The organism is Sphingomonas sp. Ant H11 (assembly GCF_000797515.1).
In the GTDB taxonomy this organism is placed as follows: Bacteria; Pseudomonadota; Alphaproteobacteria; order Sphingomonadales; family Sphingomonadaceae; genus Sphingomonas.
This window is the reverse complement of record NZ_JSBN01000035.1, coordinates 1-20,512: the sequence shown is the minus strand read 5'-3', so window position 1 is coordinate 20,512 and position 20,512 is coordinate 1. Positions and strand designations below refer to the sequence as shown.

18 protein-coding genes, 1 tRNA gene and 4 pseudogenes are annotated in these 20,512 nt (G+C 63.7%); 14 read left to right on the top strand and 9 right to left on the bottom strand.

Annotated features, from left to right (window positions below):
* Positions 1–195 precede the first annotated feature (195 nt).
* The gene (locus NW75_RS08295; protein ID WP_231565054.1) at positions 196–837 is read left to right on the top strand and encodes an IS6 family transposase; all 642 of its coding nucleotides are present in this window, start codon (positions 196–198) and stop codon (positions 835–837) included.
* 54 nt (positions 838–891) lie between these two features.
* Here the strand turns inward: NW75_RS08295 and NW75_RS08290 are convergent, their stop codons facing one another.
* The 5 genes and pseudogenes from NW75_RS08290 to NW75_RS08275 all read right to left on the bottom strand — a co-directional run bounded on the left by NW75_RS08290 (position 892) and on the right by NW75_RS08275 (position 6,015).
* Positions 892–2,517: an amidohydrolase gene (locus NW75_RS08290; RefSeq protein ID WP_033964672.1), complete on the bottom strand. Its 1,626-nt coding sequence runs from the start codon at positions 2,515–2,517 to the stop codon at positions 892–894.
* 257 nt (positions 2,518–2,774) lie between these two features.
* Positions 2,775–3,544 (bottom strand): annotated as a pseudogene (istB, locus tag NW75_RS08285) (IS21-like element helper ATPase IstB).
* Positions 3,541–4,830: an IS21 family transposase gene (istA, locus tag NW75_RS08280; RefSeq protein WP_231565053.1), complete on the bottom strand. Its 1,290-nt coding sequence runs from the start codon at positions 4,828–4,830 to the stop codon at positions 3,541–3,543. The pseudogene istB and the gene istA overlap by 4 nt, the downstream one beginning before the upstream one ends.
* Positions 4,784–5,035, bottom strand: coding sequence for a helix-turn-helix domain-containing protein (locus tag NW75_RS26145; RefSeq protein WP_231565052.1), 252 nt, complete (start codon positions 5,033–5,035; stop codon positions 4,784–4,786). The genes istA and NW75_RS26145 overlap by 47 nt, the downstream gene beginning before the upstream one ends.
* A 77-nt stretch (positions 5,036–5,112) precedes the next feature.
* Positions 5,113–6,015: a TetR/AcrR family transcriptional regulator gene (locus tag NW75_RS08275; RefSeq protein WP_197057763.1), complete on the bottom strand. Its 903-nt coding sequence runs from the start codon at positions 6,013–6,015 to the stop codon at positions 5,113–5,115.
* 332 nt (positions 6,016–6,347) lie between these two features.
* Here NW75_RS08275 and NW75_RS08270 point away from each other — a divergent pair.
* The 4 genes and pseudogenes from NW75_RS08270 (at position 6,348) to NW75_RS08255 (ending at position 9,563) form a co-directional block, all read left to right on the top strand.
* Positions 6,348–7,096: pseudogene (locus tag NW75_RS08270) on the top strand (electron transfer flavoprotein subunit beta/FixA family protein).
* Between the two features lie 27 nt (positions 7,097–7,123).
* A pseudogene (locus tag NW75_RS08265) lies at positions 7,124–8,058 on the top strand (electron transfer flavoprotein subunit alpha/FixB family protein).
* Between the two features lie 61 nt (positions 8,059–8,119).
* The gene (locus NW75_RS08260; protein WP_197057762.1) at positions 8,120–8,689 is read left to right on the top strand and encodes an aminotransferase class IV; all 570 of its coding nucleotides are present in this window, start codon (positions 8,120–8,122) and stop codon (positions 8,687–8,689) included.
* 109 nt (positions 8,690–8,798) lie between these two features.
* The gene (locus NW75_RS08255) at positions 8,799–9,563 is read left to right on the top strand and encodes an IS6-like element IS6100 family transposase (protein ID WP_001389365.1); all 765 of its coding nucleotides are present in this window, start codon (positions 8,799–8,801) and stop codon (positions 9,561–9,563) included.
* A 54-nt stretch (positions 9,564–9,617) separates the two neighbouring features.
* Here NW75_RS08255 and NW75_RS08250 read toward each other — a convergent pair.
* Positions 9,618–10,135: pseudogene (locus NW75_RS08250) on the bottom strand (phospholipase D-like domain-containing protein); the annotation flags it as partial.
* 116 nt (positions 10,136–10,251) lie between these two features.
* On the opposite strand from NW75_RS08250, the gene rpoZ reads away from it, so the two are divergent.
* Positions 10,252–10,596 (top strand): DNA-directed RNA polymerase subunit omega, encoded by a 345-nt coding sequence (rpoZ, locus tag NW75_RS08245; protein ID WP_033964671.1) that lies wholly within the window; start codon positions 10,252–10,254, stop codon positions 10,594–10,596.
* Between the two features lie 132 nt (positions 10,597–10,728).
* Here rpoZ and NW75_RS08240 read toward each other — a convergent pair whose 3' ends face one another.
* Positions 10,729–11,421 carry an RlmE family RNA methyltransferase gene (locus NW75_RS08240; RefSeq protein WP_033964670.1) on the bottom strand — a complete coding sequence of 231 codons (693 nt, stop codon included), beginning with the start codon at positions 11,419–11,421 and terminating at the stop codon, positions 10,729–10,731.
* A complete protein-coding gene (locus tag NW75_RS08235) occupies positions 11,418–12,476 on the bottom strand; it encodes a Ppx/GppA phosphatase family protein (protein WP_231565051.1) in 1,059 nt (352 codons plus the stop codon). The genes NW75_RS08240 and NW75_RS08235 overlap by 4 nt, the downstream gene beginning before the upstream one ends.
* Positions 12,477–12,645: 169 nt before the next feature.
* Between NW75_RS08235 and NW75_RS08230 the strand changes: the two genes are divergently transcribed.
* The 4 genes from NW75_RS08230 to NW75_RS08220 all read left to right on the top strand — a co-directional run bounded on the left by NW75_RS08230 (position 12,646) and on the right by NW75_RS08220 (position 16,584).
* Positions 12,646–12,719 (top strand) — tRNA-Gln (locus NW75_RS08230).
* Between the two features lie 105 nt (positions 12,720–12,824).
* On the top strand, positions 12,825–15,416 hold the full coding sequence (locus NW75_RS08225; protein WP_231565050.1) for a YdbH domain-containing protein: 2,592 nt from the start codon (positions 12,825–12,827) through the stop codon (positions 15,414–15,416).
* Positions 15,413–16,210 (top strand): YnbE family lipoprotein, encoded by a 798-nt coding sequence (locus NW75_RS26140; RefSeq protein ID WP_231565049.1) that lies wholly within the window; start codon positions 15,413–15,415, stop codon positions 16,208–16,210. The genes NW75_RS08225 and NW75_RS26140 overlap by 4 nt, the downstream gene beginning before the upstream one ends.
* Positions 16,210–16,584, top strand: coding sequence for a YdbL family protein (locus NW75_RS08220; RefSeq protein WP_033964668.1), 375 nt, complete (start codon positions 16,210–16,212; stop codon positions 16,582–16,584). Before NW75_RS26140 ends, NW75_RS08220 begins: the two co-directional genes overlap by 1 nt.
* Before the next feature lie 10 nt (positions 16,585–16,594).
* Here NW75_RS08220 and NW75_RS08215 read toward each other — a convergent pair whose 3' ends face one another.
* Positions 16,595–17,158 carry a TlpA family protein disulfide reductase gene (locus NW75_RS08215; protein WP_033964675.1) on the bottom strand — a complete coding sequence of 188 codons (564 nt, stop codon included), beginning with the start codon at positions 17,156–17,158 and terminating at the stop codon, positions 16,595–16,597.
* Positions 17,159–17,177: 19 nt separating this feature from the next.
* Between NW75_RS08215 and argH the strand changes: the two genes are divergently transcribed.
* From argH to NW75_RS08195, 4 genes are all read left to right on the top strand, one after another.
* Positions 17,178–18,548, top strand: a complete 1,371-nt coding sequence (argH, locus tag NW75_RS08210) for an argininosuccinate lyase (RefSeq protein WP_081988685.1) — start codon at positions 17,178–17,180, stop codon at positions 18,546–18,548.
* Positions 18,545–18,799 (top strand): hypothetical protein, encoded by a 255-nt coding sequence (locus NW75_RS08205; protein ID WP_033964666.1) that lies wholly within the window; start codon positions 18,545–18,547, stop codon positions 18,797–18,799. The genes argH and NW75_RS08205 overlap by 4 nt, the downstream gene beginning before the upstream one ends.
* 14 nt (positions 18,800–18,813) lie before the next feature.
* Positions 18,814–20,082, top strand: a complete 1,269-nt coding sequence (gene lysA / locus NW75_RS08200) for a diaminopimelate decarboxylase (protein WP_033964665.1) — start codon at positions 18,814–18,816, stop codon at positions 20,080–20,082.
* A partial coding sequence (locus NW75_RS08195; protein WP_033964673.1) for an NAD(P)-dependent oxidoreductase occupies positions 20,075–20,512 on the top strand: 438 nt, incomplete at its 3' end. The genes lysA and NW75_RS08195, both read left to right, overlap by 8 nt.

Genomic DNA, 20,512 nt, shown 5'->3' with positions numbered 1-20,512 from the left:
GCCCGGCCGGCCGGGTGCTTTTGGCCACCAAAAGACTTTCGGCCCGAAACCCGGCTTCTCCTCGAAAGGGTTTTGTCGCAAACCCATTGTCAACCTTGCTGAGGCATGAGAGTTCCTCCGTTTCAGAGGAGCGTGTTCATGTTTTCAGGCCGCCATTTCGACCGTTCGGTAATCCTGCTGTGCGTACGCTGATATCTGGCGTACAATCTGAGCTTGCGTGATCTGGAAGAGATGATGGCCGAGCGCGGCATTCACGTCGACCATTCCACAATCCATCGCTGGGTCGTGCGGTTCTCGCCGCTGTTGCTCGAACAGTTCAACCATCGCAAGCGACCCGTCACCCGCAAATGGCATGTCGATGAGACCTATGTGAAGGTTCGCGGTCGCTGGATGTATCTCTACCGCGCCGTCGACAGCCTGGGTGATACGGTCGAGTTCTTCTTCAGCGAAAACCGTGACCTACCGGCCGCCAAACGCTTCATCCGCATAGCGCTGAACCGTCATGGCCGACCGGAGCGCATCGTCATCGACGGCAGCCAGACCAATCACGAGGCGATCATTGCCTGCGATGGCGAAAGCCGCCTGAGAAATCGATCACGACGAACGCTGAAGCCAATCCGCATCCGGCAAAGCCAATATCTGAACAACCGCATCGAGCAGGATCATCGACGCATTAAGCGCCGAATACGTTCCATGCTGGGATTCAAATCAACCGCCAGCGCCGCGACGATCCTGTCTGGGATCGAAATGGTTCACATGATGCGCAAACGACAGGCGAGGTACGCCTACAACCCGGCACCATCGCTCGCCGAGCAGTTTGAAATCCTCGCTGCCTGAATACCGTATCTGATCAACTTGTTCGTCCAAGTGGCAAGTTTGCGACAAAGCCGTTTATCGCGCATCATGCACGATGCGGCCTGCAAGCAGGGTCAGCAGGCAGCGGGTGCCTGACAGGATGGTTTCAGGTGCGGCCTCCAGAAGATCGTTGTCGAAGACAGCGATGTCGGCCCATTGGCCGGGCACCAGCTTGCCCTTCACACCCTCGGCTTTCTGGGAATAGGCGCCGTATTCCGTAAAGGCCTGCAGCGCCTCCTCGCGGCTCAGCCGCTCGCTGTCCTTCATCACCGTGCCCTTGCCCGTCTTGCGGGTGATCATGGCATGGAGGTTCGGGAAGGGATCGGGCGAGCAGACCGGCGAATCCGAGCCGGTCGAGGGCTTGAGGCCCATGCGCATCCAGGTGCCGATCTGGTAGGAGCCCTTGCCGCGCGCCTCGCCGAGCACGGAAATGTAGCTGTCGCCGAAATCGTGGATGAAGGCCATCTGCGGCGCGGGCAGGATGCCGGCCGCCTTCATGCGCGCGTCCTGTTCCGGCGACGAGAAGCCGCAATGTTCGATACGGTGGCGGCGATCCGGGTCGGGCATGGCGGCCAGCGCCTTTTCATAGGCGGTGAGCAACTGTTCGATCGCACCATCGCCGATGGCATGGCACGCCATCTGGTAGCCGCGATCGTGGAAGGATTTGACCAGCGCCTCGACCTCCGGGGTCGGCAGCATCTGCACGCCGATATTGTCGGGCTCGCCCTGATAGGGCTTCGACATCCAGGCGGTACGTCCGCCGGCCGAACCGTCGAGGAAAATTTTGACCGCCCCGACGCGCAGCATGTCATCGCCGGCGCCGGAAATCAGGCCGGCCCGCCAGCAATCCTCGACAATAGAAATGCCGGGATCGCCGAGCAGCGTCAGCCAGACACGCACCGGCAGGCGACCAGAAATCTTGGCCATTTCATAGGCCTGGATTTCAGCAAAGCCGGAAAGCTGGCCAACCGCCGCGTCCATGCAGCTTGTGATGCCGAGCGAGAGCAGGTACCGCCCGCCGCGCTCTATGCCGTCGATCAGTTCCTCCGTGGTCACCTCGGGCATGGCAGCCTTGACGAGATTGATGGCATTTTCGGCCAGCAGGCCGTTGAGACGCCCGTCGGTGACACCGATCACGCCGCCATCCGGCACGGGCGTCGCCTCGCTCACGCCGGCCAGTTCCAACGCCCGCGAATTGGCGATGGCGATGTGCCCGCAGGCGCGGGTTAGCAGCACGGGATGATCCGGCACCGCCTGATCGAGGTCTTCGCGTGTCGGATGCCGGCCGGTATCGAGCTTGACCTGGTCATAACCGCGGGCCCGCACCCAGCCACCCTTGGCGGTGGTCGCGGCGCGATCAGCAAGGGCCGCCATCAGCACGGACAATGTCGGTGCGGCTGCGGGCGTCGCATCGACCCAGCCCATGGTGATGCCGGTCGAGATGAGGTGCAGGTGGTTGTCGATGAGGCCGGGGCTGGCGAAACGGCCCTCGAGGTCGATGACCTCGGTGCGCGGGCCCTTCAGGCTTAGCATGTCGGCGCTGTCGCCGGTGGCCAGCACCTTGCCCTGCCAGACGGCGACAGCCTCGCTGATACCCTCCTCCCGGCCGCGCCAGATACGGCCATTATGCAGGATCAGATCGGCTTCGATTGTAACGGACATGCAGCACTCCCTTGTCGGGGCAGCCGAACCGGTACCCCGTTCGTCCTGACGCAACGTGAAAGGTTGCGGCTGACTTGGCCAATTCGCTTTTGGCACCAGCCCATGCCAAATGGCATACCCATTTCGATTGAATGTGTCAACGGCGGCGTAAAAGTCGGCCATTGGGCGGCGCAAAAGTAGGCCACTTGGCGGCGCATTCGGGGAACGTCGGGAGGGCGTAGCCCGACCAGAGTTTCCCGAATGCGGCGTCGGCGTTGTTATGGGGTGACGGCGGCGGTTTTTCGGGCCCTGCTTTGCGCGAGGCGATAGCTGTCGCCATTCATCTCGAGGATGCTGACGTGGTGGGTCAGGCGGTCAAGGAGCGCGCCTGTGAGGCGCTCGGACCCGAAGGTTTCGGTCCATTCGTCGAAGGGCAGATTGCTGGTGATCAGCGTCGATCCGCGTTCGTAACGCTGGGAGACCAGTTCGAACAGCAGCTCCGCTCCGGTCTTTGACAGCGGCACAAAGCCCAACTCGTCGATGATGAGCAGCTTGTAGCCGGCCATCTGCTTCTGGAAGCGCAGTAGGCGGCGTTCGTCGCGCGCCTCCATCATCTCGCTGACGAGCGCGGCGGCGTGGTGAAGCCCACGGACAATCCCTTCTGGCAGGCCGCCAGCCCGAGACCGATCGCAACATGGGTCTTGCCCGTGCCGCTGGGCCCGAGCGCGATGACGTTCTCGCGCCTTTCGATCCATTCGCAGCGCGCCAGTTCCAGCACCAGCATCTTGTTGAGCTTCGGGATGGCGGCGAAGTCGAAGCTGTCGAGGCTTTTGGCGGCCGGGAACTTCGCAGCCTTGATGCGGCGCTCGACCATCCTGCATTCCCGGTCGATCAGTTCCAGTTCGACCAGTCGGGCAAGGTAGCGAACATGATCCACGCCCTCGACCGCGCATTGCCGGGCAAGCTTCTGGTGCTCGCGCAGGAAGGTCGGCAGCTTCAGCGCCTTCAGGTGATGAGTGAGCAGGAGTTCGGGAGCATCGCTGCTCATGCCGGTTCCTCCTCACGGTCCAGCAGGCGCATATAGGCCTTGGCCGACGTCGTCTCGACGGTGGCTCTGGGCAGATAGGGATAGATGTCGAGGTCCAGCCTGGGCGGCCTGCGCTCGGCCCGGCACAGGACGAGGTGCTTCACGGCATCGAAGCTGATGGCGCCCAGATGCAGCGCCTGCTTCACGGCTGCGTGCAGGTCGGCCAGATCGAAGCTTTCCATCAGGCGCAGCACCTGCACATAGGCGCGCCGGCCCTGTTTGCCCATCCGCGCCTCCATGAGGCGGCGCAGTGTCGTGAACGCCTCCGGCAGTTCCCAGCCCTGCAAGGGGGCCGCCTGGTCGAGCGCGTTGATCTTCTGCTCGATCAGCGGCAGGTAATGCAGCGGATCGAAGACAACCTCTTCGCGCGCATAGCTGCGCGGATGGCGGGCAATGATCTCCCCGCCGCAGCCGATCGCCACCTCGTCGACATAGCCACGGATCCAAACGTCCTGATGGCCGAAGGCGACCGGAACGGAGTAGTCGTTGGTCCTGTAACGCACCAGCGCCTGCGAGGAGACCCGGCCGCTGGCCTGGTCGCAGGCCTCGAAGGGCGAGGCCGGCAGCGGGCGCATCGCCGCCACATCGCGCAGCAAGCGTTCGCCGATCGTCTCGCTCGCGCCGCGCAGCCGGTCACCCTGGCGCTTGCGGCACTGCTCCTCGAGCCACAGGTTGAACGCGTCCCACGATGCAAAGCGCGGGATCGGCACCATGAAGTTGCGCCGCGCATAGCCGACCAGTCCTTCGACGCTGCCCTTGTCATTGCCCTTGCCGGGCCGGCCATAGCGGTCCCGGATCAGGTAGTGGGACAGAAAGCCGCTGAACAGCGCCGCCCGCTTGCGCGTGCCGTCGGGCAGGATCTTCGCCACCAGGCAGCGGTCGTTGTCGTAGACGATCGACTGCGGCACAGCCCCGAAGAAGGCGAACGCATGGATATGACCGTCCACCCATGCTTCGGCCACCGCCGCAGGATAGGCGCGAACATAGCAGGCGTCGCTGTGCGGCAGATCGAGCACGAAGAAGTGCGCCTTCTGCTCCACGCCGCCGATGACCACCATAGCCTCGCCAAAATCGGCTTGTGCGTGCCCGGCCGGGTGCGCCAGCGGCACGAACATCTCCTGGCCGCGCCGCGCCCGGTCGCGCATGTAGTCCTTGATGATCGTGTAGCCGCCGGTAAACCCATGTTCGTCACGAAGGCGATCAAAAAACGCGCTTGGCCGTATGACGCTGCTTGCGCGGGACCGCACGGTCCGCCTCAAGCCACTGATCGATGATCGGGATGAACGCGTCCAGCTTCGGGCGTCGCACCGGAGCCTGCCGCCGATAGCCGGGCGGAACCGAATACGCAATCATCTTGCGAACCGTGTCGCGCGATATGCCAAAATGCCTTGCTGCCTCGCGTTGGCTCATGCCCCTGTCGCAAGCCACGCGAACCTTCAGATACAATTCCACGGTGTAGATCCCTCGTCCCTCCCTGCGCCACGCAGAAAAGGGAAAAGTGGACGACTTTTACGCCGCCCGCAGCGGGACTATCCCGCCGCTACCGTGGTCGACTTTCTCACCGCCGTTCTCACACGAGGCTTGTTTGTTTTTTTTTTATGTCCATTACCAAATGGCATAAAGGAATAGATGTGACGCAATTTGTACGGAAAAGGTTGCATAAGGCGAGCAAGCCCATGACTCCAGCGCGCCATCGCAAATGACTGGAGAATGCCATTCGCGATGCTAGGTGGTTCAGTCGAAGAAGAGCTAGTGGTGACCTGTAAAAACTGCCTCAAACCCCACTGCGATATCTTCCTGCCGCTCTTACTCTCATCGGCTGTAGAGACCATTTGTAAGGAGATCAAAATATTCCGCTGCGACGGTTTCCGCGCGTTTTTTTGTCCGCCTGGTTTGAACCAACGGACCATCCAGTTGAGCATAGAGAGAACCGAGTGAGACGATATTGTCACATCCGCCTCGCGGAAGGCGCCGGTTGCCATTCCTTCCCGAAGAATTCCCCGGAGTATGCTCTCATACTCGATACGAAGCTGATTGGCTTCGGACTTGAGCCCCGGATTTGCCATACCGCCGTATCCGATCAGCATGCACACGAAACCCCAGTAGTTTTTTTCAAAGTACCCAGCGTGCGAAACCATGAATGATTTCAGCTTACCGTCAGCCGTGGTGGACGCCGCAACAGCTCTACTGACATGTTCGAGCAGTCCCTCCAATGTGCGTACAATGATGGCGTCATAAACAGATTGCTTGGTGTCGAAATAATGGTAGACGGCAGCCTTGGAGACGCCGAGCCGCTCGGCAACGACATTCATAGAGCCATTGTCGAAACCGCCCTCTCCGAACAAGACGGCGGCCTCGTCAAGAATGCGATCGCGAGCATTTTCGAGAACGGGCGGTCGTCCCATGCGGGGCTTTGTTTTGGTCTGCTTCATTGGGCCTCTGATGTAGGTGTTTGCTCGCGTAGAGTGGGATTTCTCTTGTGCTACCACATTACCAATGCGCGACAAACACCAATACGCCGATCAAACTTCTTGTTGCCAACTTAACGACGGGTCGGAAGGGAAAAAAGAGTCCCTCCAGAAGTTCGGTGACCTAACTTGCTCTGATAACGGCCTCGACGAGAGCAAGCGCGTCCTAAGATTTCTATTTACTTACCGACGGAACGGAATATAAGTATTCGCATCTGTCACGGAGTAGAGCGTAGGCCGTTATCACGCCCGCGTTGGGTGCGGTGCTGCGTCCTTATATGGAAGGCAAGGCTGCTATGAAAATCTTGGTCCCAGTCAAGCGGGTCGTTGATTACAACGTGAAGATTCGCGTGAAGGCGGACGGCTCGGGTGTCGAGCTTGCCAATGTGAAGATGTCGATGAACCCGTTCGACGAGATTTCGGTCGAGGAGGCTCTGCGCCTGAAGGAAGCGGGCAAGGCCGAGGAAGTGGTCGTCGTGTCGATCGGACCTGCCAAGCCGAAGAGACGCTGAGGACGGCGCTGGCCATGGGGGCCGATCGCGCCATCCTGGTCGAGACCGACGATCAAGTCGAGCCGCTGGCCGTCGCCAAGATCCTCAAGGGTGTGGCCGACGCCGAGCAGCCGGGCCTCATCATCGTCGGCAAGCAGGCGATCGACGACGATTCCAACCAAACCGGCCAGATGCTGGCGGCCTTGCTCGGCACGGCGCAGGCCACCTTCGCCTCGAAGATCGAGATCGGTGACGGTTCGGCCAAGGTCACGCGCGAAGTCGATGGCGGCCTGCAGACGATCGAGGTCAAGCTTCCGGCCGTCGTCACGTCGGACCTGCGCCTGAACGAGCCGCGCTATGCCTCGCTGCCCAACATCATGAAGGCCAAGAAGAAGCCGCTCGACAAGACGTCGCCCGCAAACTTCGGCGTGTCGACGGAGCCGCGGCTGAAGGTGCTGAAGACCGAGGAGCCGTCGGGCCGCAAGGCGGGCGTCAAGGTCAAGACGGTCGCCGAGCTGGTCGAGAAGCTCAAGACCGAAGCCGGCGTGCTTTGATCGGCGAGATTTGAGGAGATTACGATAATGGCCATTCTTCTTCTGGCAGACCACGACAACGCCCACCTTTCCGACCAGACCGCCAAGGCGCTGACGGCGGCCTCCAAGATCGGTTCCGACGTGCATGTGCTTGTCGCAGGCGCGGGCGCAAGGCGGCGGCTGAGCAGGCGGCCAAGCTTGCCGGCGTTTCCAAGGTGCTGGTTGCCGAGGATGCAAGCCTTGCCAACAATCTGGCCGAGCCGCTGGCGGCGCTGATCGTGTCGCTCGCCGGGTCCTACGACACCATCCTCGGCGCGGCCACCTCGGTCGGCAAGAACGTGCTGCCGCGCGTGGCGGCGCTGCTCGACGTGGCGCAGGTGTCGGAGATCGTCGAGGTGGTGAGCCCCGACACGTTCAAGCGTCCGATCTATGCGGGCAACGCCATCCAGACGGTGCAGGCCACCGATGCGAAGAAAGTGATCACTGTCCGCTCTTCATCCTTTTCTCCTGCCTCCCAAGGCGCACCTGCTGCCGTCGAGGAACTCTCGACGGCAGCCTTTTCTTCTGATCTATCGGCTTTCGTTTCTGCCGACTTGTCGACCTCGGACCGTCCGGAGCTAACCTCGGCCAAGATCATCATCTCGGGCGGCCGTGCGCTGGGCTCGTCGGAGAAGTTCCAGGAAGTGATCCTGCCCGTCGCCGACAAGCTCGGCGCGGCCGTCGGCGCGTCACGCGCGGCCGTCGATGCCGGCTACGCACCGAACGACTGGCAGGTCGGCCAGACGGGCAAGGTCGTCGCTCCGCAGCTCTACATCGCTTGCGGTATTTCCGGCGCGATCCAGCACCTTGCCGGCATGAAGGACTCGAAGGTGATCGTCGCGATCAACAAGGACGAGGAGGCGCCGATCTTCCAAGTAGCGGACTACGGCCTTGTCGGGGATCTCTTTGAGGTCCTACCGGAGCTGCAAAAGGCAATTGGCTAACCGCGACTGCCCCACAATTTTTTCCAACGAAATGACAGGAACGCGCACAATGGGCAGGACAGTGTTCGTCAACGGCCAATGGCTGGACGAGACGGCAGCAACGATCTCGATCTTCGATCGCGGATTTCTTTTTGCGGATGCGATATATGAGGTAACTGCCGTTGCTGACGGCAAGTTGATCGATTTCAAGGGCCACACCGATCGACTGAAACGCTCGCTCGAAACGCTCGGAATTCCGATGCCGGTCGCGGAAGGTGAACTCTTGGCTTTGCACCAGGAGATCGCGCGCCGGAATGGCATTACGCATGGCTTAGTCTATTTGCAGATTTCCCGTGGCGCGGAAGACCGCAATTTTATCTACACCGATGGCCTCCGTCCGACGATCGTGATGTTCACGCAGCCGCGCACCATCCTGGCTAACCCTGGCTGGGAACGTGGCATCACAATGAAGACAGCACCTGATGGGCGATGGGCTCACCGGCAGATCAAAACGGTACAGCTTCTCTACTCGTCAATGGCCAAGATGGAGGCGTTGCGCGAAGGCTATGATGATGTGCTTTTCGTGGAGGATGGCCTCATAACGGAGTCAGGTTCAGCGAATTTCCACATCATCACCAAGATGGCATTCTGATTACGCGGGACCTCTCAAAACGCCCTACTGCATGGCATTACTCGCGCGGGCTCTGTTGCAAAAATCGTGAAGCTTGAGCATGCTTGGCGGAGATTGGACGGACGGAACGATGACGGATTTCAAGTGGCGCCATTTCCAGGGTGATGTGATCCTGTGGGCGGTGCGCTGGTATTGTCGCTATCCGATCAGCTATCGCGACCTTGAGGAAATGCTGGCGGAACGCGGCATTTCGGTCGACCATACGACGATCTATCGCTGGGTCCAGTGCTACGCCCCGGAGATGGAGAAGCGGCTGCGCTGGTTCTGGCGGCGTGGCTTTGATCCGAGCTGGCGCCTGGATGAAACCTACGTCAAGGTGCGGGGCAAGTGGACCTACCTGTACCGGGCAGTCGACAAGCGGGGCGACACGATCGATTTCTACCTGTCGCCGACCCGCAGCGCCAAGGCAGCGAAGCGGTTCCTGGGCAAGGCCCTGCGAGGCCTGAAGCACTGGGAAAAGCCTGCCACGCTCAATACCGACAAAGCGCCGAGCTATGGTGCAGCGATCACCGAATTGAAGCGCGAAGGAAAGCTGGACCGGGAGACGGCCCACCGGCAGGTGAAGTATCTCAATAACGTGATCGAGGCCGATCACGGAAAGCTCAAGATACTGATCAAGCCGGTGCGCGGTTTCAAATCGATCCCCACGGCCTATGCCACGATCAAGGGATTCGAAGTCATGCGAGCCCTGCGCAAAGGACAGGCTCGCCCCTGGTGCCTGCAGCCCGGCATCAGGGGCGAGGTGCGCCTTGTGGAGAGAGCTTTTGGCATTGGGCCCTCGGCGCTGACGGAGGCCATGGGCATGCTCAACCACCATTTCGCAGCAGCCGCCTGATCGGCGCAGAGCGACAGCCTACCTCTGACTGCCGCCAATCTTTGCAACAGAGCCCGCCAGCGCATCGAAATAACCGGTGATGCGCTGCGCGGCGGGCCCTTCGACCAGCAAACCGAGGTCGCGCCATGCCTGCTCGGCGGGTGTCCCGAAATAGCTGTCCTCGACGTTAAAGCCGCCGATAATGGCGCGCGCTTGATCGGATTCGCCATCGGCCAGCGCCAATTTCTGGTGATTGCGCAATAGATAGCGCCTGCCCCAGCGCGGCACGAAGCGACAGACCTCGACGCCGGCTTCGCGTAGCGGTTCGAAAAAGTGATGGCTCTCGGCGACTTCGCTGCCCAGGCCGTCGACCACCAGCGATACCTTCACCCCGCGCGCCGCCGCCCGGATCATCGCGCCGCGCACCTTGGCCCGGCCGCGTCATCGACATAGATGTAGTAGAGGATGCGCAGCGTGTGTTTGGCACCGTCGATCAGCGCGATCAGCGTGTCGAGGCGTCGCGGACCCGTATCGAGCATGGTCAGGCGGTTGCCAGCGACCGTGAAGGTCGGTTGTTCGCGCGGGCTCTCCATCCGCCTGCTCTGGCGGGGCCGCTGGCGGGATGCAACCCGCTTTCCTTGACTCCCGCGCACTTCCAGCCTAAATCGCCGCCTTTCCGACTATCGTCGTACAAGCAAGGAAGCCGTTCATGGCGCGCGTCACTGTCGAAGATTGCGTCGACAAGATTCCCAACCGCTTCGATCTCGTCCTGTTCGCCGCCCAGCGCGCGCGGCAGATTTCGGGTGGTGCTGAATTGCTGCTAGATCGCGATCGCGACAAGAACCCGGTCGTCGCGCTGCGCGAGATCGCCGAGGAGCTGGTGCAGCCCGCGCATCTGCAGGAATCGGTCGTCTCCGGTCTGCAGCGCGTCCAGATGGACGATGACGATGTTGCCGATGCGGTCGGTTCGCTGGCGGCTTCAGCCGAAGCGCTGCGCCTCACCGCAGCGGCTCCCCCGCGCAACCAGAATCTCGGCGCGGACTACGAAGGCTGAGTATGACGCCCGCGCCTGACGCTTTGCGTTAGACGCGGGTCACCCAAGTGGCGGACGGCGGTAGCGCGGGGCGTGTTCCCGCGTTTGCCGTCCGACGGCGTGGTTTGCCACACCGTATTTACGTCTCCCAGATCACGCCTCGTCTGGTTCCGTCGCGGCCTTGGCGCGACCCTTGAAACCCTGCGCCACCACATACCATTCGCTCGACGCCTTGCGGCTGGCGGCGGGCTTGGCGTGTTTCACCGTCGCGAAATTGCGCTTCATCTCCGCCACCAGGGCGGTGTCAGCACCACCTGCGAAGACCTTGCCGACAAAGGCACCGCCGGGCTCCAGCACGTCAATGGCAAAGGCCAAAGCCGCCTCGACCAAGCCCATCGTGCGCAAGGCATCGGTCTGGGGATGGCCGACGGTATTGGCCGCCATGTCCGACAGCACAAGGTCGGGCGCGCCATCGAGCGCCGCCATCAGTCGCTCGGGCGCGACATCGGCCATGAAATCGAGCTGAAATATCGTGACGCCGTCGATCGGGTCGACCGGGAGCAAATCGATCCCGACGATCGCCGCCTTGGGCACCAGCCGTCGCACCACTTGCGACCAGCCACCCGGCGCGATGCCAAGATCGACCACGCGGCGCTTGCCCTTCAGGAAGGCGAAGCGTTCGTCCAGCTCGCTCAATTTATAGGCCGCGCGGCTGCGAAAGCCGTCGGCCTTGGCGCGCTTCACATACGGGTCGTTCAATTGCCGCTCGAGCCAGCGCGTCGATTGCGCGGTGCGCTTGCGTGCCGTCTTCACGCGGACCCTCAGGCCGCCACCATCCCGGCTCATGCACCATTTCCCATCAAGCGTCGAAGAATGCCCTCGCGAATGCCGCGATCGGCGATGCCGAGCCGTTCGGCCGGCCACAAGTCCAGAATGGTTTCCAGAATGGCGCAACCAGCGACGACCAGATCGGCGCGTTCCGACCCGATACAGGGCAATTGCGCGCGCTGGCGCAAGTCCATTTCCGCAAGCTCGGTACTGATGCGCCGCATGGCGCTGGCGGGGACGATCAAACCGTCCACTTGCGCCCGGTCGTAATGCGACAGGCCGAGATGCACGCTTGCCAGCGTGGTGACGGTTCCCGATGTGCCGAGCAGGCGCGGCACCGCGATGCCGCGTGGCAGCCGCGCCGCAAAGGGGGCCATGCTTTCGGTAACCAGCGCGCGCATGCGGGCATAAGCGGCCGCGCGGCCCTCCGGCCCGTCGCCATGGCCGGCGCTTTCGGTCAACGAGACCACGCCCCATGGCGCGCTGTGCCAGTCCAGCACCTTCGGGTCGGGGCCGCGGGTGTCGACCAGAACCAGTTCGGTCGATCCGCCGCCAATGTCGAAAATGAGCGCAGGGTCTTCGCCCGGCTCGATCAGCGCATGGCACCCGAGCACCGCGAGCCGCGCCTCCTCCTCGGCGGTGATAACGTCGAGCAAAATCCCGGTTTCGGCATAAGCGCGAGCGATGAACTCGGCTCCGTTGCTGGCGCGGCGACAGGCCTCGGTGGCCACCGCGCGCGACAGGGTGACGTTGCGGCGTTTCAATTTGTCCGCGCAGATTTTCAGCGCGGCGATGGTGCGTTCGATCGCAGCGTCGCTCAAGCGTCCCGAACTTGCCAGGCCTTCGCCCAGCCGCACGATCCGCGAAAAAGCGTCGATTACGGCAAATCCATCGCCTTGTGGTCGCGCGATCAGCAGGCGGCAATTGTTGGTGCCAAGGTCAAGTGCGGCGAAGTGGCGTGGATCTCGCCCGCGTGTAACGAGTGCGGTGCCGCCTCTTGGTTTGCCGTTGGTCGGCGCCGAACGGGCAGGCTTTACCTGCCGGTACGGCATATCGGGCGATCGATCCCCCATGCCGTGTGACTCGCTTATTCTGTTCTGCCGTCGCGGCGCGCGGGTCGCGCGCCGTTCGGTGCTTGGGCGCGATCCTAGCGGATGGTCGGTCGACCGGCAAGCGACCCCGCTGCGCCTCTGCCATCGGTTGACATGCGCGGCGCTCGCCCGTAGAGCGCGACCCCGGCGTTGCCCCGTCGTCTAATGGTAAGACTGCGGTTTCTGATACCGCCTATTGAGGTTCGAATCCTCACGGGGCATCCAGCCATCTCCTTCCTTTTCCGACCCACTGGCGCGCAACGATCTCGCGCGCGCTGGGTTGATGGGGGGTACGCCCGCACGTTGCATGGCCGGGTTATGGGAGGTCGGGTGAACGGAAGCGTATCGGCAGCAGGAGGTGACCGTCTCGCCCGGTGGCTGCGCTGGCGCTATGTTCTGGGCGCGCTCGGCTTGGCGTTGGGGGCAGTTTTGCTTGGGCTGTGGCTGGCGCGCAAACCGCTCGCCGAGCATTTCATTGCCGATACGCTTCGCGCTCGCGGGGTTCCCGCGCGCTACCAGATCGAGAAAATTGGCCTGCGCACACAGCGCCTGACCAATGTCGTCCTCGGTGATCCGGCCAATCCCGATTTGCGCGCCGACTGGCTGGAAGTGGATACCAGCCTGGGGTTTTCGGGGGTCGGCGTTACGGCGGTCCGTATCGGTCATCTCGCCATGCGCGGGCGACTGGCCGACGGAAAGGTCTCGTTCGGTGCCATCGACCGACTGCAGCCCCAAGCCGCGGGTACGGCATTCGCGCTGCCGCGCATCAGAGTCGACATTGCCGACGCGCGCATCGCGCTGACGACGCCTTATGGTGCGCTCGCATTGGCGACGACGGGATCCGGGGCGCTGGACGATGGCTTTTCGGGGAGGTTGCGCGCGACCTCGGCGCGGCTCGCGGTTGGCGGGTGTCGGCTGGACGACGTTTCCGCCGATGTGGCGATACAGGTGCTGGCAGCACGGCCAAGCGTCAGCGGCCCCGTCCGCGCCGCACGCGCTGACTGTGCGGGCGTGCAAGCGACGGGAGCAGCCGTCGACCTAGACGTGGTGCTGAACCGGCAGCTCGACCGATGGAAGGGAAAGGCACAGCTTGGTATCGCGGCTGTCGCGCGGAGCGGTGTGGGCGCGCGCACGATCATGGGGCCAGTGTCCTTCGCTGGATCGGGGAAGGATCTGTCGGGTGCTGTCGACCTGCATTCGGGCCCTTTCGCCGCCAGCGGCGTTGCCGGACGCCAGGCCGCGCTGACCGGAGCCTATCGGTACGCGAATGGTGGTTTCACGTTCGATGGCGACGCGCGGGCGGTGGCAGCGCAACTCTCTCCCGCCCGGTTGACGCAGCTCGATTCGTGGCAAAGCGCGAGCGCGGGAACGCCGCTCGGGCCGATGGCCACGCAGGTGGTGATGGCGACACGGTCGGCGGCGCGTTCCGTCAGTGTTGATGCCCGCATAACCGCCACGATCGGCGGTGCCCAGGGGCGGGTACGGATGTCGCGACTGGCGCTCGCGACTGCGTCGGGCGTGAACCTTCGTGCCTCGGGCGCTGCTGACATCACCTATGGCGGGGCCCGCAGCGGATGGCGGATCGCGGGTGCCGCCGAGATGGCAGGCGGCGGCTTGCCGGAGGCACGGGTTCGGGTCATGCAGGATGCTGCGGGCAGCCCGTTGATCGGTCAAGCGATCATCAAACCCTATGCCGTCGGGACATCGCAGCTTGTGTTGGCCCCTGTCGCCTTCACCGCGCGCAACGATGGCGCGACCCAGGTCACGACCAGGATCGATGTGTCGGGGCCGCTTGGCGACGGTCGGGTCGAATCGCTGCGCTTGCCGATCGTGGCGACGTGGGACGGGGGCTCCCGCTTGACCGTCAATGCCACATGTGCCCCGCTCGGGTTCGCGCGACTACGCCTTTCGGGCATCGATTTGCGGCGGTCTTCGATGACGCTGTGCCCCCGCGATGGCGGACTGGCGCGCCTGGAGCGCGGCGTGTTGCGCGGCGGAGGCGGGATCGGGCCGATCCGACTGGCTGGGACACTGGGCGCGTCGCCGCTGGAACTGGTGATGCGGCAGGCGCAGTGGAGTTTGGAAGACCGTCGCTTCGTGCTGGCGGGGCTTGGTGTGCGGGTCGGGACGGCAGAGCGGATCACCCGGCTCGATGTGGCGCGATTGGCCGGGGCGTTTGCCGCCAGTCGCCCGCAGGGCAGCTTTGACGGAGCAGCGGGACAAATCGGCAGCGTCCCGCTGCTCCTGTCGGCCGCCAATGGCAATTGGCGCTTTGCCGAGGGCAAGCTGTCGCTGGCGGGTGGACTCGCGGTGGCGGACAGTGCCGCCAGTCCGCGGTTCCACCCTATGGCGGTGCGCGGCGCGGCCGTGACGCTGGCCGACAACCACATTGTCGCCACTGGCACGCTGTTCGAACCGAAGCAGGGCGTGAAAGTGGCCGATGTCACCATCGCGCACGATCTCGGCACAGGAACGGGCCGCGCCGATCTGATCGTCCCGGGCATCACCTTCGACGAGCATTTCCAGCCCGATCACCTCACCCCGCTGACCTTTGGCGTCATCGCCAATGTCGTGGGTGCGACCAGCGGAGAGGGGCATATTCGCTGGACACCGCAAGCCGTGACGAGCGACGGCGTGTTCCGCACCGGGGGCATCAATCTGGCCGCCGCTTTTGGCCCGGCGAGCGGCATTGCCGGGGAAATCCGCTTTACCGATCTGCTCAATCTCGAGAGCGCGCCTGGGCAGGTCGCGACGATCAAAAGCCTCAACCCGGGCGTTGCGGTCAATGACGGCGTGGTTCGCTATCAGTTGCTGCCGGGCGCGCGGGTGCGGGTCGAGCAGGGCGTATGGCCCTTTGCCGGCGGTCGCCTGTCGCTCGAACGACCCTCCTCGATTTCGACGAGGCGCAGGAACGCCATTTGACCTTCCGCGTGACGGGCGTGCAGGCCGACCAGTTTCTCCAGCAATTCGACTTCAAGAATTTGAACGCGACGGGCATTTTCGACGGCGCGCTGCCGATGGTGTTCGATGCGCGCGGCGGGCGGATCGAAAACGGCAATCTGGTGGTGCACCCCGGCGGCGGCACGATCGCCTATGTCGGCGAAGTGACGCAGAAAGACCTCGGCTTTTGGGGGAATTTCGCGTTCCAGTCGCTGAAATCGCTGCGCTATCGCAATCTCGACATCGTCATGAACGGTCCGCTGGCGGGCGAGGTGATCACGCAAGTGCGTTTCGCCGGGATTGCGCAAGGCGCGGGCGCCAAGCGCAATTTCCTGTTCGACCGGCTGCAGAAGCTGCCGATCGTGTTCAACCTCAGGATTTCCGCACCGTTCCGCCAGCTCGCCGATTCGGTGCAGAATTTCTATGATCCCAAGCGGCTGGTCGAACGCAATTTGCCGACCCTGCTGGAAGAACAAAATAAACGCGCGGTGCCGCCGACGCCCGCCACCCCCCATTCAGCCCTCCGACAGCAGGACCGTGCCATGACCGAAACAGCATTGACGATGATGAAGGACCGGCCGAGCAACAGTGTAATGAAGAGACTGACGATCCTGGGCCTGTGCGCGCTCTGTCTTGCCCAGACGGCATGCGTTAATGTGACCGCGCCCGACAAACCGATCGTCATCAATCTCAACATCAGCGTGACGCAGGAAGTGGTCTATCGTCTTGATGGCCAGGCCAAGAATTTGATTCAGTCGCAACCGGGGATTTTCTGATGAACAGGCTCAAGATATCGATCGCGACGCTCCTGCTGGTCGGCGGTGCGTCTGCGGCCGTTGCCCAGCGTGATCCGGCCTATCAGGCGGCGCGCGCGGCGGGCGAAGTGGGCGAGCAGCCCGATGGCTATCTCGGCGTGGTCGGCAGCGCGAGCCCGGCGGTGCGCGCGCTGGTCAACAACATCAACATCCAGCGCAAGGCGGCGTATACCCAGCAAAGCGCGGCGTCGGGTGCCACGGTCGAGCAGTTCGCCTTTACCAGCGGGTGCAATTTGATCCTGAAGACCGCGCCAGGCGAGAAATATAAAGGCCCCGACGGCGTTTGGAAAACGCGCACCGCCGCCCCGCCGGAACGCGATTCGCGCTGTATATGAGCGGCGCGCGTTATTTGGCCTCGGCGAGCGCGGCCTTGGCGGTGGCGCTCGTCCAGTCCATGCCGCCGGTGCTGCGCCAAACTTCGTGACCGGTCGAATCGAACAGGATGCTCATCGGCAGGCTGGCATTATAGGTGATGCTGAAGCCGACATCCTTGTCGAGATAGGGCTTCAGCCGTGCGAAGCTGTGCTTGGCGAAGAAACCGGCGACGGTCGGGCGGTCCTTGTCCTGGCTGATCGTGGCGACGGTGATGGTTGCTGCCGCTGCATCGAGCGTCGGCATTTCCTTGACGCACGGGCCGCACCAGGTCGCCCAGAGATTGACCAGCACTGGCTTGCCCTTGAACGCCGCCAGCGTCATCGGCTTGCCATCGGGGTCTTCGAACGTGACCGCGGGGGCGGCTTCGCCCTTGTGGCTGCGGTCGATCGCGTGCGTCTCAGCCGGTTCTGCGGTGGCCTGCGCGGAATTGGCGGTGGGCGCGAGCGCGTCTTGCCCGTTGGACGAGACTTGCTTATCGCACCCGCCAAGCACTCCGAGTAGCAGGACCGGGACCATCACCGAGCGTAAAGACATATCGGGCGCATCCAATGCGATGTGGGGCGGTCGTTTTGCCGAAGGGCCGACCGCAGTGATGCGGGCGATAAATGCCTCGATCCCGTTCGACAAGCGTTTGTGGCGACAGGACATCGCCGGGTCCAAGGCGCATGTCGCGATGTTGGGCGCGACCGGCATCGTTTCGGCGGAGGATGCTGCCGCGATCTCGGCGGGCCTCGACACCGTTGCCGCGCATTATGCCGAGCATGGCGTGGCCGAGGACATGGTGCTCGAAGACATCCATATGCAAAGCGAGTCGCGCCTGGCCGAGGCGATCGGCCCGGTTGCCGGACGGCTGCACACCGCGCGCTCGCGCAACGACCAGGTCGCGACCGATTTCAAACTGTGGGTGCGCGATGCGATCGATGAGGTCGATGCTGCCCTTGGCGCGTTTCAGGACGCCTTGCTCGCGCGTGCGGAGCAGCATGCCGACAGCGTGATGCCGGGCTTCACGCATCTTCAGAGCGCGCAGCCGGTGACGCTCGGCCATCATCTGATGGCCTATTATGAAATGATCGCACGCGACCGCAGCCGCTTTGCCGATGCGCGGGCGCGGATGAACCTGTCGCCGCTCGGTTCGGCTGCGCTGGCGGGCACCGGCTTCCCGATCGACCGGGAAATGACGGCGGCGGCGCTCGGCTTCGACGGGCCGACGCGCAATTCGCTCGATGGCGTGTCCGACCGCGATTTCGCGATCGATTATCTGACCTCGGCGACGCAATGTTCGCTGCATCTGTCGCGGCTTGCCGAGGAATTCGTGCTGTGGGCGTCGCAGCCGTTCGGCTTCGTCGCTCTATCGGATCAATGGTCGACCGGCAGCTCGATCATGCCGCAGAAGCGCAACCCCGATGCGGCCGAACTGGTGCGCGGCCATGCCGGGCGCATCCTCGGCTGCATGACCGCGCTGATGGTGACGATGAAGGGCCTGCCGCTGGCCTATTCCAAGGACATGCAGGACGATAAGCCGCCGGTGTTTGAGGCGCATGATTTGCTAGGGCTGTCGATCGCGGCGATGACGGGCATGGTCGAAAGCGCGACCTTCCGGACCGATCGGATGCGCGGGCTTGCCGAAGCCGGTTTCGCCACCGCGACCGATCTCGCCGACTGGCTGGTGCGCGAAGCAGGCGTGCCGTTCCGCGAGGCGCATCACATCACCGGCCAGGCAGTGGCGCGCGCGGAAGCGCTGGGGGTGAAGCTCGACGCGGTGCCGCTGGCCGATTTGCAAGCCATTGATGCGCGGATCGACGATCGCGTCTATGGCGTGTTGTCGGTCGATGCGTCGGTTGCCAGCCGCACGAGCTTTGGCGGCACCGCGCCGTCGCGCGTGCGGGCGGCGATTGCGGCGGCACGCGAAGGGAAACGGTCATGACACTCACGCGGGTGCCGGGTTTGATGGTCCTCGGGTCGATCGCGCTGCTCGCGGGTTGTGGTTCGGCGACCACCTTGAAACCGCCCAAGGGCCAACCATTGCCGGTCGCGCCTTATGGGGCGACCGCCACGCCGACGCCTGCCGATTTGATAAAACCGAGCGACCAGGCCCGCCCCGAGCGCAGTGACGAAGTGCTCAAGAACTCGCAGCAGCGGCGCGGCGACGATTTCGATTTGCCGCCCCCCAACTGATTTAGGCTGTTTTTATGGATCATTTTTCGCTCGTCGATGGGGCGATGCACTGCGAAGGCGTGCCGTTGTCGGTGATTGCCGAGGCGGTCGGCACCCCGGTTTATGTTTATTCGACCGCGACGCTGAAGCGCCACGCCCGCGTGTTCCGCGAAGGGCTGGCCGGGGCGGGGGATGTCCACCTCGCTTATGCGATCAAGGCCAATCCCAATCTCGCGGTGCTGCGCGTGATGGCGGATGCGGGCTATGGTGCTGACGTCGTGTCGGGTGGCGAGCTCGCGCGCGCGCTGGCGGCGGGGATTCCGGCCAGCGACGTAGTGTTTTCGGGCGTCGGCAAGACCGTCACTGAATTGACCACCGCGCTGGAGGCTGGGCTCGGCCAGTTCAACCTCGAGCTGGAAGAAGAAGGCGTCGTGCTGGCCGGGCTGGCGGCGGCGCGCGGGCTGGTCGCCAATGCGACGCTGCGCGTGAATCCCGATGTCGATGCCGGCACCCACGCCAAGATTTCGACCGGCAAGCGCGAGAACAAGTTCGGCGTGCCGATCGACCAGGCTCCGGCGATTTTCGGGCGATTGGCGGGCTTGCCCGGCCTCGCGCTGCGCGGCGTCGCGATCCACATTGGTAGTCAGTTGAGCGATCTTGCGCCGCTGGAAGCGGCCTATCGGCGCGTCGGGGAACTGGTCACCGAATTGCGCGGGCTTGGTTTCCCGATCGAACGCGTTGATCTCGGCGGTGGGCTGGGCGTGCCGTATCGCGAAGGCGATGTCTTGCCGAGCCCCGCCGAATACGGTGCGATGGTTGCCCGCGCGACTAAGGATTGGGGCGTGCGGCTGATGTTCGAACCCGGCCGCGTGATTGCGGGCAATGCCGGTGTGCTGCTGACCAAGGTGATCTGGGTCAAACCCGGCGCGATCAATCCCTATGTCATCGTCGACGCCGCGATGAACGATCTCGCCCGCCCGGCGATGTATGACGCCTGGCATGATTTCAGGGCGGTCCATCCGACCGGCGAACGCATGGTCGCGAACATTGCCGGGCCGGTGTGCGAAAGCGGCGACACCTTCGCGATGGGCCGGGACATCGATGCCGTGAAGAGCGGCGACCTCGCCATCTTCCGCACAGCCGGAGCTTATGGCGCGACGATGGCATCGACCTATAACAGCCGCGCATTGGTGCCCGAAGTGCTGGTCGATGGCGACCGGTTTGCGGTGGTTGCCGACCGTATCCTGCCCGAGACGATCCTCGCCGCCGAACGCATTCCGGAATGGCTCACGCCGGGTGACTGACGACGCTCGTCTGCACAGTCTGCCGCTTTTCGTGCGGCTGGCCGGGCGGCCGGTGATTCTTGTTGGAACCGGCGAAGCCGCTGACGCCAAGCGCCGCCTGCTGGAACGCGGCGGGGCCGAAATCGTCGGCGAAGCGGCGGCGGCGGCGTTGGCCATCGTTGCGCTGGAGGAACCTGCACAGGCGCAAGCGGTTATCGCGCGGCTGAAGGCCCGAGGCGTGCTGGTCAACGCGGTCGATCGGCCGGATGATTGCGACTTCACGCTGCCCGCGATCATCGATCGCAACCCCGTGATCGTCGCGATTGGCACCGGCGGGGCCTCGGCTGGACTGGCGGCGGCGGTGCGGCAACGGCTGGAGACGCTGCTGCCGCAAACGCTCGGGCCCCTCGCGACCGCGCTGTTCCGCTGGCGGGCCGCGATCCGGCTCGCT

Excerpts from the sequence above, each read along its gene's own strand:
- rpoZ (WP_033964671.1), top strand. The coding sequence starts at position 10,252 with ATGGCGCGCGTCACTGTCGAAGATTGCGTCGACAAGATTCCCAACCGC.
- NW75_RS08275 (WP_197057763.1), bottom strand. The coding sequence starts at position 6,015 with ATGAAGCAGACCAAAACAAAGCCCCGCATGGGACGACCGCCCGTTCTC.
- lysA (WP_033964665.1), top strand. The coding sequence starts at position 18,814 with ATGGATCATTTTTCGCTCGTCGATGGGGCGATGCACTGCGAAGGCGTG.
- NW75_RS08215 (WP_033964675.1), bottom strand. The coding sequence starts at position 17,158 with ATGTCTTTACGCTCGGTGATGGTCCCGGTCCTGCTACTCGGAGTGCTT.
- NW75_RS08205 (WP_033964666.1), top strand. The coding sequence starts at position 18,545 with ATGACACTCACGCGGGTGCCGGGTTTGATGGTCCTCGGGTCGATCGCG.
- argH (WP_081988685.1), top strand. The coding sequence starts at position 17,178 with ATGTGGGGCGGTCGTTTTGCCGAAGGGCCGACCGCAGTGATGCGGGCG.
- NW75_RS08255 (WP_001389365.1), top strand. The coding sequence starts at position 8,799 with ATGACGGATTTCAAGTGGCGCCATTTCCAGGGTGATGTGATCCTGTGG.
- NW75_RS08240 (WP_033964670.1), bottom strand. The coding sequence starts at position 11,421 with ATGAGCCGGGATGGTGGCGGCCTGAGGGTCCGCGTGAAGACGGCACGC.
- NW75_RS08290 (WP_033964672.1), bottom strand. The coding sequence starts at position 2,517 with ATGTCCGTTACAATCGAAGCCGATCTGATCCTGCATAATGGCCGTATC.
- NW75_RS08235 (WP_231565051.1), bottom strand. The coding sequence starts at position 12,476 with ATGGGGGATCGATCGCCCGATATGCCGTACCGGCAGGTAAAGCCTGCC.
- NW75_RS08220 (WP_033964668.1), top strand. The coding sequence starts at position 16,210 with ATGAACAGGCTCAAGATATCGATCGCGACGCTCCTGCTGGTCGGCGGT.